10 protein-coding genes are annotated in these 19,367 nt (G+C 67.9%); 3 read left to right on the top strand and 7 right to left on the bottom strand.

Features of this window, described 5'->3' with window-relative positions:
* Window positions 1-62: 62 nt before the first annotated feature.
* Genes POF53_RS10185 through wecB form a run of 5 tightly spaced genes read right to left on the bottom strand, consistent with a single transcriptional unit; the run spans window position 63 to window position 8,456 of the window.
* Window positions 63-1,235: a GGDEF domain-containing protein gene (locus POF53_RS10185; protein ID WP_498967548.1), complete on the bottom strand. Its 1,173-nt coding sequence runs from the start codon at window positions 1,233-1,235 to the stop codon at window positions 63-65.
* A 51-nt stretch (window positions 1,236-1,286) separates the two neighbouring features.
* Window positions 1,287-2,132, bottom strand: coding sequence for a DUF4434 family protein (locus POF53_RS10180; RefSeq protein WP_498967546.1), 846 nt, complete (start codon window positions 2,130-2,132; stop codon window positions 1,287-1,289).
* Window positions 2,132-5,134, bottom strand: coding sequence for a phage receptor (locus POF53_RS10175; RefSeq protein WP_498967544.1), 3,003 nt, complete (start codon window positions 5,132-5,134; stop codon window positions 2,132-2,134). Before POF53_RS10175 ends, POF53_RS10180 begins: the two co-directional genes overlap by 1 nt.
* Entirely contained in the window at window positions 5,131-7,305 is a 2,175-nt protein-coding gene (gene nfrB, locus POF53_RS10170; RefSeq protein ID WP_232856470.1) for a cyclic di-3',5'-guanylate-activated glycosyltransferase NfrB, read from the bottom strand. The genes POF53_RS10175 and nfrB overlap by 4 nt, the downstream gene beginning before the upstream one ends.
* Window positions 7,302-8,456 (bottom strand): non-hydrolyzing UDP-N-acetylglucosamine 2-epimerase, encoded by a 1,155-nt coding sequence (wecB, locus tag POF53_RS10165; protein ID WP_203647108.1) that lies wholly within the window; start codon window positions 8,454-8,456, stop codon window positions 7,302-7,304. Before wecB ends, nfrB begins: the two co-directional genes overlap by 4 nt.
* Before the next feature lie 315 nt (window positions 8,457-8,771).
* On the opposite strand from wecB, the gene POF53_RS10160 reads away from it, so the two are divergent.
* On the top strand, window positions 8,772-9,209 hold the full coding sequence (locus tag POF53_RS10160; RefSeq protein ID WP_498967541.1) for a PACE efflux transporter: 438 nt from the start codon (window positions 8,772-8,774) through the stop codon (window positions 9,207-9,209).
* A 442-nt stretch (window positions 9,210-9,651) separates the two neighbouring features.
* Window positions 9,652-10,404: an AraC family transcriptional regulator gene (locus POF53_RS10155; protein ID WP_232856472.1), complete on the top strand. Its 753-nt coding sequence runs from the start codon at window positions 9,652-9,654 to the stop codon at window positions 10,402-10,404.
* Here the strand turns inward: POF53_RS10155 and POF53_RS10150 are convergent.
* Together POF53_RS10150 and POF53_RS10145 are read right to left on the bottom strand one after the other, a co-directional pair.
* Entirely contained in the window at window positions 10,374-11,804 is a 1,431-nt protein-coding gene (locus POF53_RS10150; protein WP_498967539.1) for an efflux transporter outer membrane subunit, read from the bottom strand. The genes POF53_RS10155 and POF53_RS10150 overlap by 31 nt on opposite strands.
* Window positions 11,805-11,820: 16 nt before the next feature.
* Complete coding sequence (locus POF53_RS10145) at window positions 11,821-12,573, bottom strand: helix-turn-helix transcriptional regulator (protein ID WP_498967537.1); 753 nt, start codon at window positions 12,571-12,573, stop codon at window positions 11,821-11,823.
* 418 nt (window positions 12,574-12,991) lie between these two features.
* On the opposite strand from POF53_RS10145, the gene POF53_RS10140 reads away from it, so the two are divergent.
* Window positions 12,992-19,330: an amino acid adenylation domain-containing protein gene (locus POF53_RS10140; RefSeq protein WP_498967535.1), complete on the top strand. Its 6,339-nt coding sequence runs from the start codon at window positions 12,992-12,994 to the stop codon at window positions 19,328-19,330.
* Window positions 19,331-19,367: the final 37 nt, after the last annotated feature.

The following is a 19,367-nucleotide window of genomic DNA, read 5'->3' as shown; positions in this document are numbered from 1 at the left end:
TGGTACAACTGACAGAAATGATAGGTGGCACGTGTTCGGGCGAATGCTGTCCGCAGATGTACTTAAAGCGTTCTTGCCATCTGGCTCGACCACAGTACAAATCGATCCTTGCCACTGTGCTTGGCCTCATACAACGCCTGGTCGGCGCGCACCAGCGCCATGGTCAGGCTGTCTCCCTGGTTGACCCGTGCCAGGCCGATACTGATGGTCACCGAATGCTCTACAGCATCTTCGCGCACCCGCCGACACAAGTCCCCGACCTGTTCCTCAGCCCCTTGCTCACTCAGCCCCTGGAAGAAGATCGCGAACTCCTCGCCGCCCAGCCGGGCGATCTCGTAGCCGGTCATTGCCGCCTTGATGTGCGCGGCCACGCGCTTGAGCACCTCGTCGCCGATGTCATGGCCGAAGCGGTCGTTGACCTGCTTGAAGTTGTCGATGTCGATCATCGCCAGGAACTGCCCGGCGTCCGCCTGGCGCAGCTGCTTTTCGGCCTTGGCCATGAACGAGCGGCGGTTGGGGATTTCAGTCAGGGCGTCGATGTAGGCCTGTTCCAGCAGCACCTTGGTCAGGTAGAAGTTGTGCAGCTTGGCCTGGCGGATGCGCAGGTAGCTGTAGATCACCAGGCCGCTGAGGAACACCGCGTAGCTGAGCAGCATCGCGCCCTCGAGCTCCAGGGCCTCGATACGCGTGTGGTAGAAGGGGTTGAGCATGAGCCAGGTGATGGCCATGGCGCAGAAGAACGACCAGCGCCGCACCGGTAGTACCGAGACGGCGTAGAGCACCGTCGACACCCCGAGCACCAGCCACACCGGGTGCAGGACGATGGGGATGCCCTCGATCACCAGGCGCATGGCCAGGGTGATCACCGCCACGAACAACAGGTTGAGCACGTCGAAATGCTGGCTCTTGCGGGTGAAGCCCAGGACCACGCAGAGGCTGCACAGCAGGGCGATGAATATCCCCGACAGCCAGGTGAAGCCCTGGCCGCCGAGGTAACTGACGATCAGATCGAAGATCAGCCAGATGGCGATGCCGATGCAGAAGATCAGCAGGCAGAAGCGGCGCATGGCCTCGAATTCGTGCTGGCGGAACTCGGCGCGCAGGGCGGCGGGGGCGACCTGTTGGCGGATGTGGGCTTCGAGGGTTTTGTACATGGGGATGTTGTCTGTGGCCGTGTAGGAGCGGCCTTGTGCCGCGAAAGGGTCGCGCAGCGGCCCCAGGATTTCAGCGTTCATGCAAAGATCGTCGGGGCCGCTACGCGCCCCTTTCGCGGCACAAGGCCGCTCCTACAGCGAGTCCGGTTTCAGCACGTCCTTGGCCCAAGGCCGGTAGCGCAAGGCGAACACAGCCTCTGCGTGGCAACCTCCGTTCAGCGTCGGCTGCGCCGGTTCCGCGCGGAACGGTTGCCCCGGCTGGCTGACCTGGCGAAACGCCTCGCGCACGATACCCACCCGGCAGGGCAGGGTCTGTTCATAACCCTGGCGCACCAGCGGCGGCAGGCGCCCGGTGCCGGCACCATCCTGCCACCACACGTTCAGGCCAAGACTCGCCAGTTGGTCCAGCCACGCGCCATTGACCCGAGGCGACAGCTGGCCGGCGCTGAAGGCGCTGATATGCAGGGGCTTGTCCAGTTGTCGGTTGAACGCCTGCAACTGCGTGTACAGCGCCTCGCGCCTGGCCGCATCGCTAAAGTGCAGGTCGTCCAGCTCCAGCGGCAGGTACCAGCCGGACACCGGCAGCGCCCAGTCGGCCTTGAGCTGCTGGTACTGGGTGAGGGAGCGGCCCAGCTGCGCCTTGAAATAGCTGTTCAGGCCTTCGCCGTCGAGCTGTTCGAGCCGCTGGTAGTAGGCCGGATCCATGTACAGCCCCAGCACCAGCTCCAGCCCCTGGGTCCGCGCCTCGCGCAGGCTGTCGGCGAGCCAGCCGTTGGCGCCGCCGAAGTCGCTGTCGCCGTAGGCGCTCCACTGCACGATCAGGGTCTTGCCACCCTGGGCCTTGGTGGCGCGCCACAGCTGTTGCCATTGCGCGTGGGTGACGTTGGCATCACGGTTGAGCGGCTGGTAGAACAGGCGCTGGTCGGCCTGGGCGGGCAGGCACAGGGCGAGCAGGCAGAGCGCCAGGAAGGTACGCATCAGAAGTTCATCTCCACACCCAGCAACACGCCGTTGGCGCGCTCGTAGAGGTTGCCGCCCAGTGCCTGCTGGTACTCGGCGCGCACTTTCAGCGAGCCACGGTAGGCGTTGTAACGGTCATCGTCGAACCACCACTGCCAACGCACGCCGACCCCGGCGCGGGCGTCCTGGCGCCAGTCGTTGCTCGGGTCCTGGCTTGAGAACTCGAGGAAGCCGTAGGGCATGATGGTCTGCGGCGACTGGCTCGGCAGTTTCCAGGCATGGCCCTGCTGGAAGCGCGACAGCCAGGCATGATCGCCGGCCCGGGTCCACCAGGCAGCGTCCAGGTAGAGGAAACGCTCGTCCCAGTCGTCCTCGTCGATGCGCCAGTCGTTGCGGTACCGGCCCTGGTCGAGGAAGGACGCGGTGGCGCGCAGCAGCAGATCGTTGCTCGACTCGGCGTTGTGGCGCAGGTCGCCCCAGTTGCCGCCGACCTTGGCCGGGCTGAGCAGCTCGCCCAGGCTCAGGCCGCTGTAGTGCGTGCTGTCGATCTGGCGCTGGTGGTACAGCTCGGCGTAAAGGTTGAGGTTGGCCTGGCCGAGCGGCTTGTAGCGCAGGCCGACGCCGGTGCCCATGCTCTGGGCGTAGTCGGTGCGGCTCTGGCCACCGAACAGCACGCGGCCATACACCGACAGGGTGCTGCCGTTGCGGCTAGGCTCCTCGCCCAGGGCGTGGTCCCACATCGCCAGTTGCACGTTCTGCGATTGTGCCCGGCGTGAGCTGCCGGCGCGCGCGCCGTCGTCGAGGAACTTGTCGTTGGTCGAGGTGCCGGCCGGCGACCAGGTGCTGGCCAGGGTGATGGTATCGCGGCGCGACAGCGCTTCATGGGCGCGGCGCTGACGGTATTTACGCGCTTCCAGGCTGCCGTACTCGTCGTCGCCGTCGACCAGGTTGTGTTCCACGTCCAGCACCCGGCGCAGTTCGCGGCGGGCCGAGGCGCTGTCCTCGGCCTCGTCGTAGCGCAGCGCCAGGGTCTCGCCCAGGCGGTAGTCCTCGGGGAAGTCGCGGGTGGCGCGTTCCAGGTAGGGTATGGACTGGCGTCGTTGCTGCTTGTCTGCCGAGCCGGCCAGGCGCATGCCGTAGTCGGCCCGGTAGCGCGGCTGGTCCGGCGCCAGGCGCACGGCCTCGGCCAGCCAGGCGGTGCTCTGGGCGCTGTCGCCGGCCTGCTGGGCGGTGCCGGCGGCGGCGTAGTAATGATCGGCACGCGGGGTGTGGCGCAGGGCTTCGCGCTGGAAGGCGAGGGCCTGCTGGGTGTCGCCCTGGCGCTGGGCAATGGCGGCGCCCAGGGCCCAATCGTCGGCACTGAGGTGCGCGGCCGCGTCCCAGTGGCGGCGGGCGGCGTTGGCGTCGCCGGCGTTCAAGGCACCACGCGCCGCGGTCAGGCGAGCATTGTCGGTCCAGGCGTCGGCCGGCAGGCTGTTCCAGATCGGCAGCGCCGCCTCGGAGTCGCCCGAGGCCTCCAGCGCGTAGGCCAGGGGCAGGCGGCTGCCTGGGTCGCCCAGACGTTCGGCGGCCTGGTAGTAGATGACGGCTTCGCCGGGCTGGTCGGGCATGGCGCAGCGGCCCAGGGCGCGATACTGGCCAGCTTCGCTCGGGTTGGCCGGGATGGCCTTGCGCACCGCGTCGCACTGGCCGGCCTCGGCCAGGCGGGCGAGCAACAGGCCGCGGGTGGCGGCATCGACCCGCGGCACCAGGGCAAGCATGCGCGGGGTGTCCAGTGGGCCGTCGTTGCGCGCATAGAGGTTACCCAGGCGTTGCAGCAGCGAGGGCGTCAACCGACCCTGGCGGCGGTCGTAGGCGTTCTCCAGCAGCTGCCGGGCGTGTTCGGCCTGGCCGCGTTCGAGCAGCATGAACGTGGCTTGTTCCAGCGCCGCGAGGTCGCCGGTCTGGCGGTAGCGTTGCTCCCATTGTGCCGCCGTGCGTGGCTGCGGCGGCTGCGCGGGTTCACCGTACAGGCGCTGCTTGAGGATGGCGTAGCTGCGTGGATTGTCGCTTGCCTGGCACTGGGCGAGCTGCTCGCGGGCCAGCTTCAGGTCCTTGTGCGACAGCCAGTCGACGGTCTCCAGGCACGGGCGCTGCAATTCGTTGCTCAGCTGGCGCACCAGCGCCGCGTCGTCGCCCTCGCGGGCCAGTTCCCAGAGTTGCCGGCGCTGTTCGGGATGTTGCAGTTGATCGGCGGGCAGGCTCTGCAGCCAACGCTCGGCCTGCTGGTTGTGGCCCATGGCGATGGCGCGGTTGGCCATGGCCAGGCGGGCGTGGGTCGCCGCCTCCTGGGATGGCGCGCTGGCCAGCAGCTTGTTCAGGCCCTTTTCATCGACCTGCTGGATATAGGCGTTGGCCAGGCGCTGCCAGTCCTGCGGCGGCAATTCGCCCTTGTCGGCCAGGGGTTGCAGCTGGTCGATGGTCTCGCCCCAGTTGCGCAGTTGCTCGGCGAAGTTGGCCCGGGTCATGCGCAGCACCATGCCGTCGTCGCGCACCGGCAACTGGTTGAGCCACTCCAGGGCCTTGGCCGCGCCACCGAACTTGGCCAGGCTGACGCTGTACGCCTGCCACAGGCGCACGCGCTGCTGGCCCTGGCTGTCGGCCAGCCAGGCCTCCACCTGGCTCGCCGCGGGCGGGTCCTGCTCGATCCAGGTCAGGCGCAGTTCGAGCAGGGCGTCGGCGTGCTCGGGGTTGTCGTCGAGGTCCTCGGCGATGGCCTCGGCCTCCTTGTAGCGGCGCTGGTGGGCCAGGGATTCGGCCAGCAGGGCGCGGGCCTCGTTGTTGTTGGGCACGCGCTTGAGTACATGGCGGGTCAGGCGCTCGACCTCCGCCCAGTTGTCCTTCTGCGCTTCCCGGTAACCACGCTCCATGAACGGGTAGCTGGTGAAACGCTGGAAGTCGGTCATCGGCTTGGTCGGCGCGGCCAGGGTGGATGAGCACAGCAGCAGGCTGGCGAGGGTCAGGGAAAGACGGGGCGTCATGCCACCTCCCGGGTCAGTTCATAGGCGGCCTGCTGTTCGCTGGCCTGCTCGGCGAGGGCTTGCTGCAGCACCTCTTCGGTGATGATGCCGCGGGCGATCAGGTGCTCGCCCAGGCTCTGCTGCTCGGGGCTGAAATCGATCAGCGCCTGGTTGAACAGGGTCACTGGTACCATGCCGCGCACCTGCAACAGCGTGCCGAGCATCACCTGGTGGATGCCCACCTGCTCCAGCAGGGTAGCGTCGTCCTGATGACGTTCGAGTACCGCGAGCATTTCGCGGGTCTCGGGCTTCTGCCAGGGGCTCGGGTAGTGGTAGCGCAGGCCCAGGGTGACTCGACCTTGCGGCGCCAGGCGGGCGCGCACCGGGCGCTTGAGCTGGCGGCTGATCACGCCGAGCGAGACCTGGCTGACCGGGCTCTCGCTGGCCAGCACCAGGGTGTCGCCGTCTTCGTCCACCGGCAGCACGCCGTAGTGGGTGGCGAGTTTGCGCGGCAGCTTGGCGATCAGCGCAGGCTCAATCTTGAACGGGTTCAGCGGCGCCCAGGGCAGGTCCAGCTGTTCAGCCAGGGTCTCGACCAGTTGCTCGCTGCTCAGCCAGCCGCGCAGCAGCAGCTCGCGGCCCAGGCGCCGGCGGACCGGGCTGGTGATGGCCTGCTCCAGTTGGGTCTCGGTTATCAAACCTTTCTCCACCAGGCGCTGGCCCAGCGGTGTGCGCGCAGGCGCGGCGAGGGCGGGGAACTCGTGGGTGGTCTTGTCCCAGGCCACCCGCCGCGAATCGCCCATCTCCATCACCTGGCGCAAGGCGCGCAGGTTGGCGAAGAAGTTGACGAAGTTGCTCCACATCATCCGCGGCGCCGACAGCAGGCCCTCGAAGATGCCGTAGTAGCGGGTAACGAACCAGAACCGCTGGAACAGGCGGTTGAACAGCAGCAGGCCGTTGAGCCACAGCAGCGTGGTCAGCAGCTTGCTGTCGCTGAGGATCGACATGAAGCGCCACGACTCCGGCGCGATCACCGTGACCAGCCACATCGCCAGCAGCACCAGCAGCAACAGGTTGACCAAAAAGCTCAGCAGGTAGGCGAACAGCCCGCGACGGTCGCGCCAGAGGAAGTAGTTGAGCGCGCCCTTGCGGCTCCAGCCGAGGTTGCTGGTGCCCTGGAACACGATGCCGACGATCCACCGCGATTTTTGCCGGATGGCGTGCTGCCAGTCCCGCGGGAAGTGCTCGCGCACGCAGATCACCTGGGCGAACTCGCGGCTCATGCCGGGGCGCCAGTCCTGCTTGAGGGCCAGCGCCGGGTCGGTGATGGAGTAGCGGGCGAAGATGCACTTCATGCCTTTTTGCTTGAGGCGAAAACCGATGTCGTAGTCCTCGGTCAGCGATTGCACGTCGAAGGCGATGCCGTCGCCGTCCTCGAGCAGGGCACTGATCGCCCGGCGGCTGAAACAAGTGCCGACCCCGGCGCTGGGCACCTGGCCGGTGAGCGCCTCGCGCACGATGACGTCCTTGCCGTGGTTCTCGGCGAACTCGTCGACATAGTGGCCGGCGGTGAAGCCTTTCCATTCCGGGGCGTAGGGGTACACCGGGATCTGGATCATGTCCTTGTTCGGCAGCAGGTAGTTGAACAGGCGCAGTTCCATGGGCGAGATGACGTCCTCGGCGTCATGCAGGATGAACCCGGCGAACTCGATGCGCGCGTCCTGCTGGAAGCGCAGGATGGCGTCGATGATGTTGTTCAGGCAGTCGGCCTTGCTGGTCGGGCCGGGGCGGGCGCAGACCACCTTGTGCACATTGGGGTAGTGCAGGCACACGGCGTCGACGTCGGCCTGGGTCTGCGGGTCGTTGGGGTAGGTACCGACGAAGATCTGGTAGTTCTCGTAGTCAATGGTCGAGGCGGCCAGGCGCGCCATCTCGCCGACCACGCCGACCTCGTTCCAGGCCGGCACCATGATCGCCAGGGGCTTTTCCGGCACCTCGAACAGGCGCTTCTCGTCGGCCTTCTCGAACTTGTCGTAGATCCGGAAGCGCCGGATCAGCTTGCGCCCCCAGTAGCACAGGTCGATGAACAGGTCGTCCAGGCCGAGCACGAACATCAGTGTCGCCAGGATGATGGCAAGGATCTTCAGGCCGAACAGGACATAGGTAAGGAAATCGATGAAGACCAGGCTCATGCGTTGTCCCGTGCGGCGGATTGCTCGGCGAACCAGCGGCTCAGGCGTTCGGCGATGCGCTCGCTGGCGTGGCCGTCGCCGAAGGGGGTGAACACCTGCGCCATGCGCGCGTAGGCGTCCGGGTTGTCGAGCAACTGGCTGGTCTCGTGGACGATGCGCTCGGTCAGGGTGCCGACCAGCTTGACCGTGCCGCCCTTGAGCACGGCGGGACGCTCGGTGACCTTGCGCAGCACCAGCACCGGCTTGCCCAGGGCGGGCGCCTCTTCCTGCACGCCACCGGAGTCGGTGAGGATGATATGGGCGCGGTTCATCAGCCAGACGAAATGCGGGTAGTCCTGGGGCGCGACCAGGTGGATGTTGTCGCGGCCGGACAGCACGCTGTACACCGCGTGCTGCACCTGCGGGTTGAGGTGCACGGGGTAGAGGAATTGCACATCCGGGTAGCGCAGGGCGAGCTCCGCCAGGGCCAGGCAGATGCGTTCGAAGCCGCTGCCGAAGTTCTCCCGGCGGTGGCCGGTGATCAGCACCATGCGCTGGTCGTCGCGCAGCACCTTGAGCGGGGATTCGGGCGCGGGGCGCCAGTTGTCCCGGTGCAGCTTGTCGCGCATCCACAGCAGGGCGTCGATCACCGTGTTGCCGGTGACCTCGATATGCTCGGGCGGCACGCCCTCGCGGATCAGGTTGGCGTCGGAGTCGCGGGTGGGGGTGAAGTGCAGGTCGGCGAGCACGCCGGTCAAGCGCCGGTTGGCTTCCTCGGGCCAGGGCTGCTGCAGGTTGCCGGTGCGCAGGCCGGCCTCGACATGGCCGATGGGGATATGCCGGTGGAAGGCCGCCAGCGAGGCGATGAAGCTGGTGGTGGTGTCGCCGTGGACCAGGACGATATCGGGCTTGACCTGCTCGTAGGCGCGGTCGAGCTTGTCCAGCAGGTCGCGGGACAGGCCGTTGAGGGTCTGGTTCTGGGTCATCACCTGCAGGTCCTGGTCGACCGTGAGGCCGAAGGCGGTCAGGACCTGCTCGAGCATTTCGCGGTGCTGGCCGGTGGAGCAGATATGCAAGTCGACCTCAGGCCAGTCGCGCAGGACGCGGGCCAGCGGGGCCATCTTGATCGCTTCAGGGCGGGTACCGAATACCATCATCACGGTGTAAGCCATCGTGTAGTTCCTCGTTCGATTCCCTGGACGAAGTTGTACGACGTGTCGCCGCTTGCCAGTCATAGATACAAGCAGTCGATCACGGGGTTGTCCAATGCGCGGCCTGCGCCGGACGGTGCGGTGCAGGCGCTTGCGGAAGTGCCACGGAGGCGGGGGTCGTGTCGGCACTTGACGGGCCGGACGCCAGGGAGGGGTGGTGCGGAAACGTTTATGCTAGCTTTTCTTGATTGAACGGTCAGTCAATAAAGTATTTCCGACTTTTTCTTACAGCCTTCTTCTTGTAGCTTTGTAGGTCTTTTCTTCGGGGAGCTGAACATGCAAGGCAAGGCGCGCAAGGTCGTCCAGGCCATCCTTTACGAGGCCATCGCCGTGGCCTGCGTGGCGCCGGCGCTGGAGCTGGCATTCGGCGCCGGCATGGCCCAGTCGACCGTGCTGTCGATCCTCATGTCGGGCATCGCCATGAGCTGGAACATGGCCTACAACTGGGCGTTCGAGCGTTGGGAGGCACGCCAAAGTCAGCGTAGCCGCACCTTCCTGCGGCGCCTGCTGCATGCCCTGGGCTTCGAGGGTGGGCTGGTGCTGATCCTGCTGCCGCTGGTGGCCTACTGGCTGGACATCGGGCTGTGGGCGGCGCTGGTGACCAACCTGGCGCTGTTCGTGTTCTTCTTTGTCTATGCGTTCGTGTTCCAGTGGGGGTTCGACAAGGTCTTCGATGTGCCGGTGTCGGCGCAGGAAGTGGTCAAGGGGTGTTGATGGCGGGGATTGTGTAGTGGCGTAAAGGTGCCTGGCGACAGGTTTGCAGCGCCCATGAGATCGAGCGCCGCCCGCGCGGCGCATCGCGACGCAAGGCCGCTCCTACATTTGTTGCAACGTGCCGAACCTGTCAGGCCATGGTTGCCCGCCTTGGTGCATGCCTTGAGACAGGTGAGGCGCCAGTGGTGCACACCCCAAAACCGCGTCATACCAACAAGGCGGACTCGGTAATGGCACAGGATTGACTGGCCCGAAACAGATGTAGGAGCGGCCTTGCGTCGCGATGCGCCGCGCGGGCGGCGCTCGATCTCATAGGCGCTGCAATCCTGTCGCCGAACACCTCGAAACACCCCACCATCTGCAATTTCCCACGCCCACCCGATTTCCCCTTCACCCCCCACATCGCCATAATCCCCCCTCCACCCTAGCCAGACCCGCACCAATGCCGCGTCCGATCATCCTGCCGCTCGCCGAGAACTACCGCCATGGCGAGCACATCGCCCCGCACTGCCATGACCGCGCCCAGCTGATCCACGCCATCAGCGGCGTGGTCACGGTCAGCGCCCGTGAAGGCAGCTGGGTGGTCCCCCCGGGGCGCGGGGTCTGGGTGCCGGCGGCGGTCGATCACGAACTGCGCATGGCCGGCGTAGTGCGCATGCGTACCTTGTTCGTCGACCCTGGCGCGCGCCCGGACCTGCCGCGCCAGTGCCAGGTGATCGAGATCTCACCGCTGCTGCGCGAACTGATCATCCGCGCCATGGACATCGCCCCCGACCATCCGGCCCAGGGGCGCGAGGCGCGGATCATGCAACTGATTCTCGACGAGCTGCGCGTGCTGCCGGTGTTCGCCCTGCATGTGCCCAGCCCGCACTCGACGCATCTGCAAGGCCTGTGCGAGGCCCTGCGCCAGGCACCGTCCGAGGACTGGAGCCTGGCCCGTGCCGCGGCCCACAGCGGCCTCAACCCGCGCACCCTGACCCGCGCCTTCCAGCGCGAGACCGGCCTGAGCCTGGTGCAGTGGTTGCGGCGCATGCGCCTGCTGGCCAGCCTTGATGCCTTGGCGGCCGGGCAGTCGGTGCTGGAGGTGGCGCTGGACCTGGGCTACGACAGCCCCAGCGCCTTCAGCGCCATGTTCCGTCGCACCCTCGGGGTGTCGCCGTCGGTCTACTTCGGCAGGGCCGCGGAGCGCTGGTAGGCCAGCCCCGGCGCCTCGTCCCAGCCGCCGCCCAGCGCGGTGAACAGGTTCACCTCGGCCAACAGCTGTGCCAGGCGGTCGCTGATCAGGCCCTGCTGGGCACTGAACAGCGAACGCTGGGCGTCGAGGAAGGTCAGGCTGCTGTCGATGCCGGTGCGGTAGCGGTTCTCGGCCAGGTCGTGGTAGCGCTGGCTGGCCTCCACCAAGTCGCGTTGGGCCTGCAACTGCTGCTGGTAGGTGCTGCGCGCCGCCAGGCCGTCGGCCACTTCCTGGAAGGCGGTCTGGATCGACTTCTCGTAGCGTGCCACCTGCATGTCCTTCTGCAACTTGGCGTAGTCGAGGCTGGCACGCAGGCTGCCGGCGTTGAACAGCGGCAGGTTGACCTGCGGCTGGAACAGCCAGGTGCCGCTGCCGGCATCGAACAGGTCGGCCAATTCGCGGCTGCTGCTGCCGGCGTTGGCGGTCAGGCTGATGCTCGGGAAGAACGCCGCCCGCGCCGCGCCGATATTGGCGTTGGCGGCCTGCAGCTGGTACTCGGCCTGGCGGATGTCCGGGCGCCGTTGCAGCAGGTCGGCGGGCAGGCCGGCGGGCACCCGGGCGATCTGCTCGTCGGCCAGCGGCAGCGCCGGCAGGCGTTCGTCGACCTGCGCGCCGACCAGGCGCTGCAACTGGTTGAGGTCCTGGGCGGCCAGGCGGGTGTAACGCGCCACGGCAGCACGGGTGCTGTCGACGCGGGTGGTGGCCTGGATCTGGTCGAGCGCCGACAGGGTGCCGGTGCGGCGCTGGCGCTGGGTCAGGCGCAGGCTCTTCTCGTCGGCCTGCAGGGTCTGGCGCGACAGGGCCAGCAGCTCCTGGTCGGCGCGCCAGGTCAGGTAGGCGCCGGCGACACTGCTGAGCAGGCTGAGCTCGGCGCCACGTCGGGCCTCGTCGGTGGCCAGGTAGTTGAGCAGGGCCTGGTCGCTGAGGCTGCGCAATCGACCGAACAGGTCCAGTTCGTAGGCGCTGATGCCGACGGTGGCCGATTGCTGGGAACTGATCATGCCTTCGCCACCGGTGCGCCGCCGTGGCAGGTACTGGCGCGTGCCCTGGGCGTTGGCGGCGATCTTCGGCAGCAGTTCGGCGCGCTGGATGCGGTATTGGGCACGGTAGGCCTCGGCGTTGAGCACGGCCACGCGCAGGTCGCGGTTGTTGACCAGCGCGCTGTCGAGCAACTGGCGCAGCACCGGGTCACGGAACACCCCGCGCCAGTCGCCGGTCACCTCCGTGGCGGGTGGCCCGCCACGGTAGGCGACGCCCGTGGGGTACTGCTCGGCGCTGGGCGAGAGTGGACGCTGGTAGTCGGGGGCGAGGCTGCAACCGGTCAGAACGAGAGCAAGCAAGGGCAGGGTGATTCGCGGCATGACAGGGTCTCTGGGATCAGGTGCCGGCCATCCAGCGGGCCAGGCCATGGCGTCCGCTGACGCCGAGCTTGGCGGTGGCGCGTTTCAGGTAGGTCTCGACCGAGCTGTTCTTCACATTCAGGCGCTGGGCCATCTGCGGCACCGTGCCTCCGGTGAGCAGGCCGATGCACACTTCCTGTTCGCGGGTGGACAGGCGGATCGCCTCCTGCTCCAGGCGCTCGGTGAAGACCTGGCGCAGCGAACCGGCCTCATCCGCCTGAAGGCTTCCCGGTCGGCGCTGTGCCGCCTGCAGGAAAAGCTGGGCATGGTGCTCGACCAATGGCAGCAGAGTGTCGGACAGGCGCTTGAGCAGTGACAGCTCGGCCAGGGTAAACATCCGTTCGCTGCGCTGGCGGTGGCAGCAGATGACCCAGCGCCGGTCGCCGCTACGCGACACCAGGTTGCATTGGTGCGCGGGGGCGTTTATCTGGATCAGCAGCGGGTCTTCCATGCACATGATGCTTTGCAGCAGGGGATGGCGCAGCTGCGCCTGCGCGGGCGTCGCCTCGGGCAGGCCGGCGCTGCCCAGCACCTTGACCTGGCGAATGCTGGCCTGGTCGCTGTCGAGGGTCCATTCGCTGAGGTCGAGTCGATGGATCGGCACCTGGTCGTCGATCAGCTGGAACATCTGTTCGGCGAAGGTGGCATCGCCGGTGCTGGCAACCAGTGCGCCCAACTGCAGGTACAGGTGCGGGTCGTGGCGGTGTTCGAGGCTGTCGATCAGCTTCATGTCGTTGTCTTCCTTGATCCGGTAACGCGGTGGGTCTCGCGGTCGAGTCCTCTCTGTGCTGGGGCTTGGCGCTATTGAATAGCAGGCTCCGAGCCTGCGTCTGTAGCGGAAAGCGGGGACAGGAAATGCCAAATTATCCGACAAGAAAAGTCGGTATTTTCCTGGGCCCACGCAGCCAGAATCGATGGATTGTCGGACAATTGGCGCCGGAAACCGGCCAGATCGCCGGCGATTGCCACGCAGGCTGACAGGGGTAGGCAGGTACCGGCTGCCGACTATCGTCAATTTCCTACAAAAGATTCAGCAGGCTCAGGCGGAGCGAAAAGGTACTGGCCAATGTCCGGGTTTGGGGGGCCATACAGGGCACGGGGTGGGTGCTTGAATCCGCGGACGATCCCGTTTCAAGGAAGACCCGCCCATGTCCGTCGCCGATAGCTTCCCCCTGACCTGCGCCCAGCGCGACATCTGGCTGGACCAGATCAGCCATGGCGACTCGCCGCTCTACAACGTCGGCGGCTATCTCGAATTCGACGGTACCGTGGACAGTGGCCTGCTGCGGCGCGCGCTGGCGCATCTGGTCGCGCTTCACGACGGGTTGCGCACGGTGCTGGTGCGCGAGGCGGGGGACGATGGCGTGGCCCGCCAGCGCTTTGTGGCCGGTTTGCAGGTGCCGCTGGACGAGCACGACCTGCGCGGGCAGGCTGAGCCGTTCGCCGCTGCACAGCGTCTGGCCAAGACCTTGCTGCAACAGCCCTTCGCCCTTGAAACCGGACCGTTGCTGCGCATGGCATTGCTGCATGTGGGCGGCGGGCGCAGCCTGCTGATGTTGCAGGCCCATCACCTGATCCTCGACGGCTGGGGCCTGGAGCAGTTGCTCCACCAGCTGGGCCAGTACTACGGTCTGCTCGAGCAGGGCCTGGCACTGCCGGACACCGCCCCGTCCTACCGGACGTTCATCGAGGATGACCTGGCCTACCAGGGATCGGCCCGCCAGCAGCGCGATCTTGCCTATTGGCAATGCCGTTACCCGCAACTGCCCGATGCGCTGCTGCGCCCCAGGGAACAGGGCCTGCCGCCAGGTGCCACGCCCAGCCATGCGCTGGAGCGCAGTTTCGATGGCGACCTGCTGGCGCGCATGCGGCAACTGGCCGACGAGCTGCAGGGATCGGTCGCCCATGTGCTGCTGGCGGCCTTGCACGTGTGCTGTGCCCGGGCCTGGCAGCGGGACGACTGGGTGGTCGGCCTGCCGGTGCGCAACCGTGGCAATGCGCGGGCCAAGGCGACCCTGGGCATGTTCGTCCAGGTCAATGCCTTGCGCATGGACTTCGGCCGGCATTTGAGCTTCGCCGAGCTGGTGCGCGGTATCGGCGATGCCCTGCGGCGTGACCTGCGCCACCAGCGCCTGCCGCTCAGCGACCTTAACCGGGCGCTGGGGCTGTCCCGGGAGGCCCGGGGGCAGTTGTTCGAGATCACCGTGTCCTACGAGGAAGAGGGCCACGACCTGCGCTTTGGCAGCCTCGGCGCCCACAGCGTGAAGGTATGCAACGATCACGAGCCGACGCCGCTGTCGATCTACCTGCGCAGCAACCCGCACAATGGCAAGGCCTGGTTGCACCTGGTGCATAACCAGGCCTGGCTGGCCCCCGAAGAGGTCGAGGTGTTCACTGCGCGCCTGCTGCATGTGCTGGCCCAGGGGCTGGAGCGGCCGCAGGCGGCCATCGACGACTACGACCTGCTGTTGCCCGACGAGCACCAGCGCCTGCGGCTGTGGAATGCCACGGCCAGCGCCGCCCAAGGCCCGGCCCTGATCCATCGGCGCATCGAGGCCCAGGCCGCGCTGCGCGCCGAGGCGACGGCCGCCGTGCATGAGGGGCGCCACCTGAGTTATGCCGAGCTGAACAACCGCGCCAATCAGCTGGCCACGCAACTGCAGGCCTTGGGCGTGGCGCCGGAGCAGCGGGTGGCGGTGGTCGCCCGCCGAGGCCTGGACACTCTGGTTGGCCTGTTGGCGGTGCTCAAGGCTGGCGCGGCCTATGTGCCGATCGATCCGGCGCACCCGGGCGAGCGTCTGCGCTACCTGCTCGACGATTGCGCACCAAAGGTGGTGCTGACCCAGTCCGTCCTGCGCGAGCGCTTGCCGGCCATCGATGTGCCGGTGATCGAGCTGGACCGCTTGCCATTGCCCACGGCAGTGCTTGATGACCTCGAGATGCCGGGGCTTTCGGGTTCGAGCCTGGTCTATGTGATCTACACCTCCGGCTCCACCGGACAGCCCAAGGGCGTGATGATCGAGCACCGCATGCTCGCCAACCTGGTCGACTGGCACTGCGAAGCCTTTGACCTGCACCCGGGCAGCGCCACCTCCAGCCTGGCCGGTTTCGGCTTCGATGCCATGGCCTGGGAGATCTGGCCGACCCTGTGCGCCGGCGCCACCCTGCACCTGGCGCCGGTGGGCGAGAGCGGCGAGGACATCGACGCGCTGCTGCGCTGGTGGCGCGCCCAGCCGCTGCAGGTCAGCTTCCTGCCCACGCCGGTGGCAGAGCACGCCTTCGCCCAGGGCGAGGCGCATCCCACCTTGCGCACCTTGCTGGTCGGCGGTGATCGCCTGCGTCGCCTGGCCCGGGAGCAAGGCTGGCGGATCATCAACAACTACGGGCCGACCGAGGCCACGGTGGTGGCCAGCGCGGGCGAGGTGCGCCCGGGCCAGGTGCTGCACATCGGCGCGCCGGTGGCCAATACCCGCCTGCATGTGCTCGATGCCCAGGGCCGGCAACTGCCGATAGGCGCCGTCGGTGAGTTGTACATCGGCGGTGCGGGTGTCGCCCGCGGCTACCTGAATCGCCCCGACCTGACAGCCGAGCGCTTCCTCGACGACCCGTTCACCCCGCAGCACGGCGCCCGGATGTACCGCACAGGGGACCTGGTGCGCTGGTTGCCCGACGGCACCCTGGAGTACCTGGGGCGCGGCGACGACCAGGTGAAGATCCGCGGCGTGCGGGTCGAGCTGGGCGAGATCGAGAGCGCGCTGGCCAGCCACCCGGCCGTGCGCGAGGCGCTGGTGCTGCTGCGCGACGGCCAGTTGGTGGCCTGGTACCTCGGCGAACACGCCTCGACCCCATTGCAGTTGCACGAGCACCTGCGCAGGCGCCTGCCGGCCGCGTTGCTGCCGAGCGCCTTTGTGGCGATGACGGCCTGGCCGTTGACCGCCAATGGCAAGCTCGACCGTCGCGCCTTGCCCGCGCCGGGCAGCGAGGCCGCGGTGCGGCGCGCCCATGAGCCGCCCCAGGGCGAACTGGAGTTGCGCCTGGCCGCGCTGTGGGCCGAGCTGCTGGAGGTGGAGCAGGTTGGGCGGCACGATCACTTCTTCGAGCTGGGCGGCCATTCGCTGCTGGCGGTGCGCCTGATCGAGCGCATGCGTCAGGCGGGGCTGCAAGTAGATGCACAGGTCCTGTTCGGTCAGCCGACCTTGGCGAGCCTGGCCGCATCGCTCGGCAGTACCCCTGCGCAGTCGGTACCGGCTAACCACGTGGCCCCGGGTAGCCAGCGGATCACCCCCGAGATGCTGATCCTGACCCGCCTCGATCAGGCCAGCATCGACCGCATCGTCGGCATGGTTCCGGGTGGCGCGGCCAATGTGCAGGAAATCTACCCGCTGGCACCGCTGCAGGAAGGCCTGCTGTATCACCACCTCACCGAAGACCGTGACCCGTACCAGCAACAGGCGCTGTTCGCCTTCGCCAGCCAGGCTGCGCTGGAGGCGTTCAACCGCGCCTTGGCCGGGGTCATCGAGCGTCACGACATCCTGCGTACCAGCCTGGCCTGGGAAGGCCTGGCGCAGCCGCAGCAAGTGGTGTGGCGCCAGGCCTGGTTGCCGCTGAGGGTGCTTGCGCCCGGTTCGGGCGACGCGGCCACCCGGCTGCGCGAAGAGGCCCTGCGGCTGGACCTGCGCCAGGCGCCGATGATGGCCCTGGCCTGCGTCGAGGACAGCGCGCGGCAGCGCTGGCTGGGGCTGCTGCACTTCCACCACCTGGTCAACGACGCGGTCTCGGTGCAGGTGCTGCTGGCCGAGCTGGCGACGCTGATGGCGGGCGAGGGACACACGCTGCCAGCGCCCGTGCCGTATCGCAACTACGTCGCCCTGAGCCGCGACGAGGTCAGGCAGGCGGGGCATGAAGCCTTCCTGCGCGAAGCCCTGGCCGGGGTGGAAGCGCCCCCTAGGCTGGCCGGCATGGGCGAGGAGGGCCAGGCCAAGGTTGAAACCTGCGCCCTGACCGTTCCTGAGGGCTTGGCCACGACCTTGCGCCAGCGCGTGCGTCAGCACGACGTCGGCCTGGGCAGCCTGATGCACCTGGCCTGGGCCCAGGTGCTGGGAGCCTTGGGCGGCCGCGACGAGGTGCTATTTGGCACCGTGCTGCTGGGGCGTGTGATGGCGGGCGAGGGCGCCGAGCGGGCGCTGGGCATGTTCATCAACAGCCTGCCGCTGCGGGTGTCGCTGGCCGGTCGTGATGTGGGCCAGGCGCTGGCCGGAATCCACGGCCAGCTGGCGGCACTGCTCGGGCACGAGGATGCGCCGTTGGTGCTGGCCCAGCGCTGCAGCGGCTTGCCTGCCGGGGTGGCGTTGTTCGACAGCCTGCTCAATTATCGGCATGGCGCCGCGCACGACAGCGTGGCGCTGCCTGGCGTGACGTTGCTCGATGCCAGCGAGGTGCACAGCCACGCCCTGGTGCTGACCGTGGACGAGCAGGGCGACAGCCTGCGGCTGAGTGTGCGGGCGCCTCGCGAGCTGGGCGCCGAACGGGTGCTCGGGCATGTTTGCTGCGCCCTGCAGGCGCTGGCCAATGCCCTGGTCAGCGAGCCGCCAGTGGCGCTCCAATCGCTTTCGACCTTGCCGGAGACGGAGCGCGTCTATCTGCTGGAGACCCTCAATGCCACCGAGGTGGCGCTGGATCCCGCCTATCCGCACCTGCCGGCGTTGTTCGCCGCCCAGGTGCGACGCACGCCGGATGCCGTGGCGCTGCAGAGCGAAGAGACACAGCTCACCTACCGCGAGCTCGATGCCCTGGCCAACCGGCTGGCCCATCACCTGATCGGCCTGGGCGTGCGGCCCGACAGCCGGGTCGCCGTGTGCCTGGAGCGCGGCGCCTCGCTGATTGTTGGCTTGCTCGGCGTGCTCAAGGCCGGTGGCGCCTATGTGCCGCTGGACCCCGGCTACCCCGACGAACGCCTGCACTACATGCTTGCCGACAGCGCGCCCCTGGCACTGCTGGTGCACGGAGCCACCCGCGGCCTGTTCGAGGGCCTGTCGACACCGCTGGTGGACCTGGATCACGGTGACTGGCAGGGGCATGGCGACCCTGCGCCCGAACTGCCGGAACTGGGCGGCGGGCACCTGGCCTATGTCATGTACACCTCGGGCTCCACCGGTACGCCGAAAGGGGTGATGGTCGAGCATCGCGGGTTGTGCAACCTGATGCGCTGGGGCAGCGAGCTGTGCCCGCCACAGGCCGACGACGCGCTGCTGCAACGGGCGCCGTTCAGCTTCGACGGCTCGGTGTGGGAGTTGTTCTGGCCGCTGTGCGCCGGCTTGCGCCTGGTGCTGGCGCGCCCCGACGGGCACCGCGATCCGGCCTATCTGGTGCAGCTGATCCAGACGCGCCGGGTGACTACCGTCAAGTTTGTCCCGGCCCTGCTGCAGGCGTTTCTCGACACCCCGGGCGTCGAGCGTTGCAGCAGCCTGCGCGATGTCTTCTGTGGCGGCGGCGAGCTGACCCTGGCGCTGGCGCAACAGGTGCGCCAGGCCTTGCCCCAGGTGCGCCTGCACAATGTCTATGGCCCCACCGAGGCCACCGTGGACAGCACCGCCTGGACCCTGGAGCCGCGCCAGCCGTTGCCCGCCGTCGCCCCGCCGATCGGGCGGGCGATCGGCAATACCCGCCTGTACGTGCTCGACGCCCATGACCGTCCGGTGCCCGTGGGTTGTGCTGGCGAACTGCATATCGGCGGCATCGGCGTGGCCCGCGGCTATCTGGGCTTGCCGACGTTGCAGTTCGAGCGCTTCATCGCCAGCCCGTTCGTGGCCGGCGACCGCCTGTACCGTACCGGCGACCTGGTGCGTTATCGCGCCGATGGCGAGCTGGAGTTCATCGGGCGCAATGACTTCCAGGTCAAGCTCAACGGCCTGCGTATCGAGCCGGGCGAAATCGAGGCGCTGCTGGCCGCCCACCCGGCCTTAAGCCAGGCCGTGGTGCTGGTGCGCGAGGAGCGGTTGGTGGCCTATGCCAGCTGTCGCGACGGCCATGCCGCGCCGACGCTGGAAGCGCTGCGTACGTACCTGTCGGCGCGCCTGCCGGCCTATATGGTGCCTTCGGCCTATGTGCTCCTGGCCGAGCTGCCGCTGAGCCCCAACGGCAAGGTCGATCGCCGCGCCTTGCCGGCGCCGGGCGCGGAGGCGGTGATCAGCCGGGCCTATGAGGCGCCCCGCGACGAGCTGGAGCATGCGCTGGCGCAGATCTGGACGGAGGTGCTGAAGATCGAGCAGGTCGGCCGTGACGACAACTTCTTCGAGCTCGGCGGACACTCACTGCTGGCGGTCAGCCTGGTGGCGCGCATGCGCCAGGCGGGGTTGCATGCCGATGCGCGCCTGTTGTTCAGCCAGCCGACCCTGGCGGGCCTGGCGGCCAACACCCGGCGTGAGCAGGAACAGGTGGCGATTGCGCAGACCACCATTCCGGCGCTGAAGGGCAGGCGGCGGATCTGATGAGTCACGAGGGGGCGTGGGAGCCGGCTTGGCCCGC

Origin of the sequence: Mitsuaria sp. RG (assembly GCF_028369275.1) — a bacterium.
GTDB lineage: Bacteria > Pseudomonadota > Gammaproteobacteria > Pseudomonadales > Pseudomonadaceae > Aquipseudomonas > Aquipseudomonas peradeniyensis.
This window is presented reverse-complemented; position numbering and strand designations above follow the sequence as displayed.

What these genes read in the sequence shown, in the direction of transcription:
- nfrB (WP_232856470.1), bottom strand. Translation starts at nt 7,305, where the DNA reads ATGAGCCTGGTCTTCATCGATTTCCTTACCTATGTCCTGTTCGGCCTG.
- POF53_RS10160 (WP_498967541.1), top strand. Translation starts at nt 8,772, where the DNA reads ATGCAAGGCAAGGCGCGCAAGGTCGTCCAGGCCATCCTTTACGAGGCC.
- POF53_RS10180 (WP_498967546.1), bottom strand. Translation starts at nt 2,132, where the DNA reads ATGCGTACCTTCCTGGCGCTCTGCCTGCTCGCCCTGTGCCTGCCCGCC.
- wecB (WP_203647108.1), bottom strand. Translation starts at nt 8,456, where the DNA reads ATGGCTTACACCGTGATGATGGTATTCGGTACCCGCCCTGAAGCGATC.
- POF53_RS10145 (WP_498967537.1), bottom strand. Translation starts at nt 12,573, where the DNA reads ATGAAGCTGATCGACAGCCTCGAACACCGCCACGACCCGCACCTGTAC.
- POF53_RS10185 (WP_498967548.1), bottom strand. Translation starts at nt 1,235, where the DNA reads ATGAACGCTGAAATCCTGGGGCCGCTGCGCGACCCTTTCGCGGCACAA.
- POF53_RS10150 (WP_498967539.1), bottom strand. Translation starts at nt 11,804, where the DNA reads ATGCCGCGAATCACCCTGCCCTTGCTTGCTCTCGTTCTGACCGGTTGC.
- POF53_RS10155 (WP_232856472.1), top strand. Translation starts at nt 9,652, where the DNA reads ATGCCGCGTCCGATCATCCTGCCGCTCGCCGAGAACTACCGCCATGGC.
- POF53_RS10175 (WP_498967544.1), bottom strand. Translation starts at nt 5,134, where the DNA reads ATGACGCCCCGTCTTTCCCTGACCCTCGCCAGCCTGCTGCTGTGCTCA.
- POF53_RS10140 (WP_498967535.1), top strand. Translation starts at nt 12,992, where the DNA reads ATGTCCGTCGCCGATAGCTTCCCCCTGACCTGCGCCCAGCGCGACATC.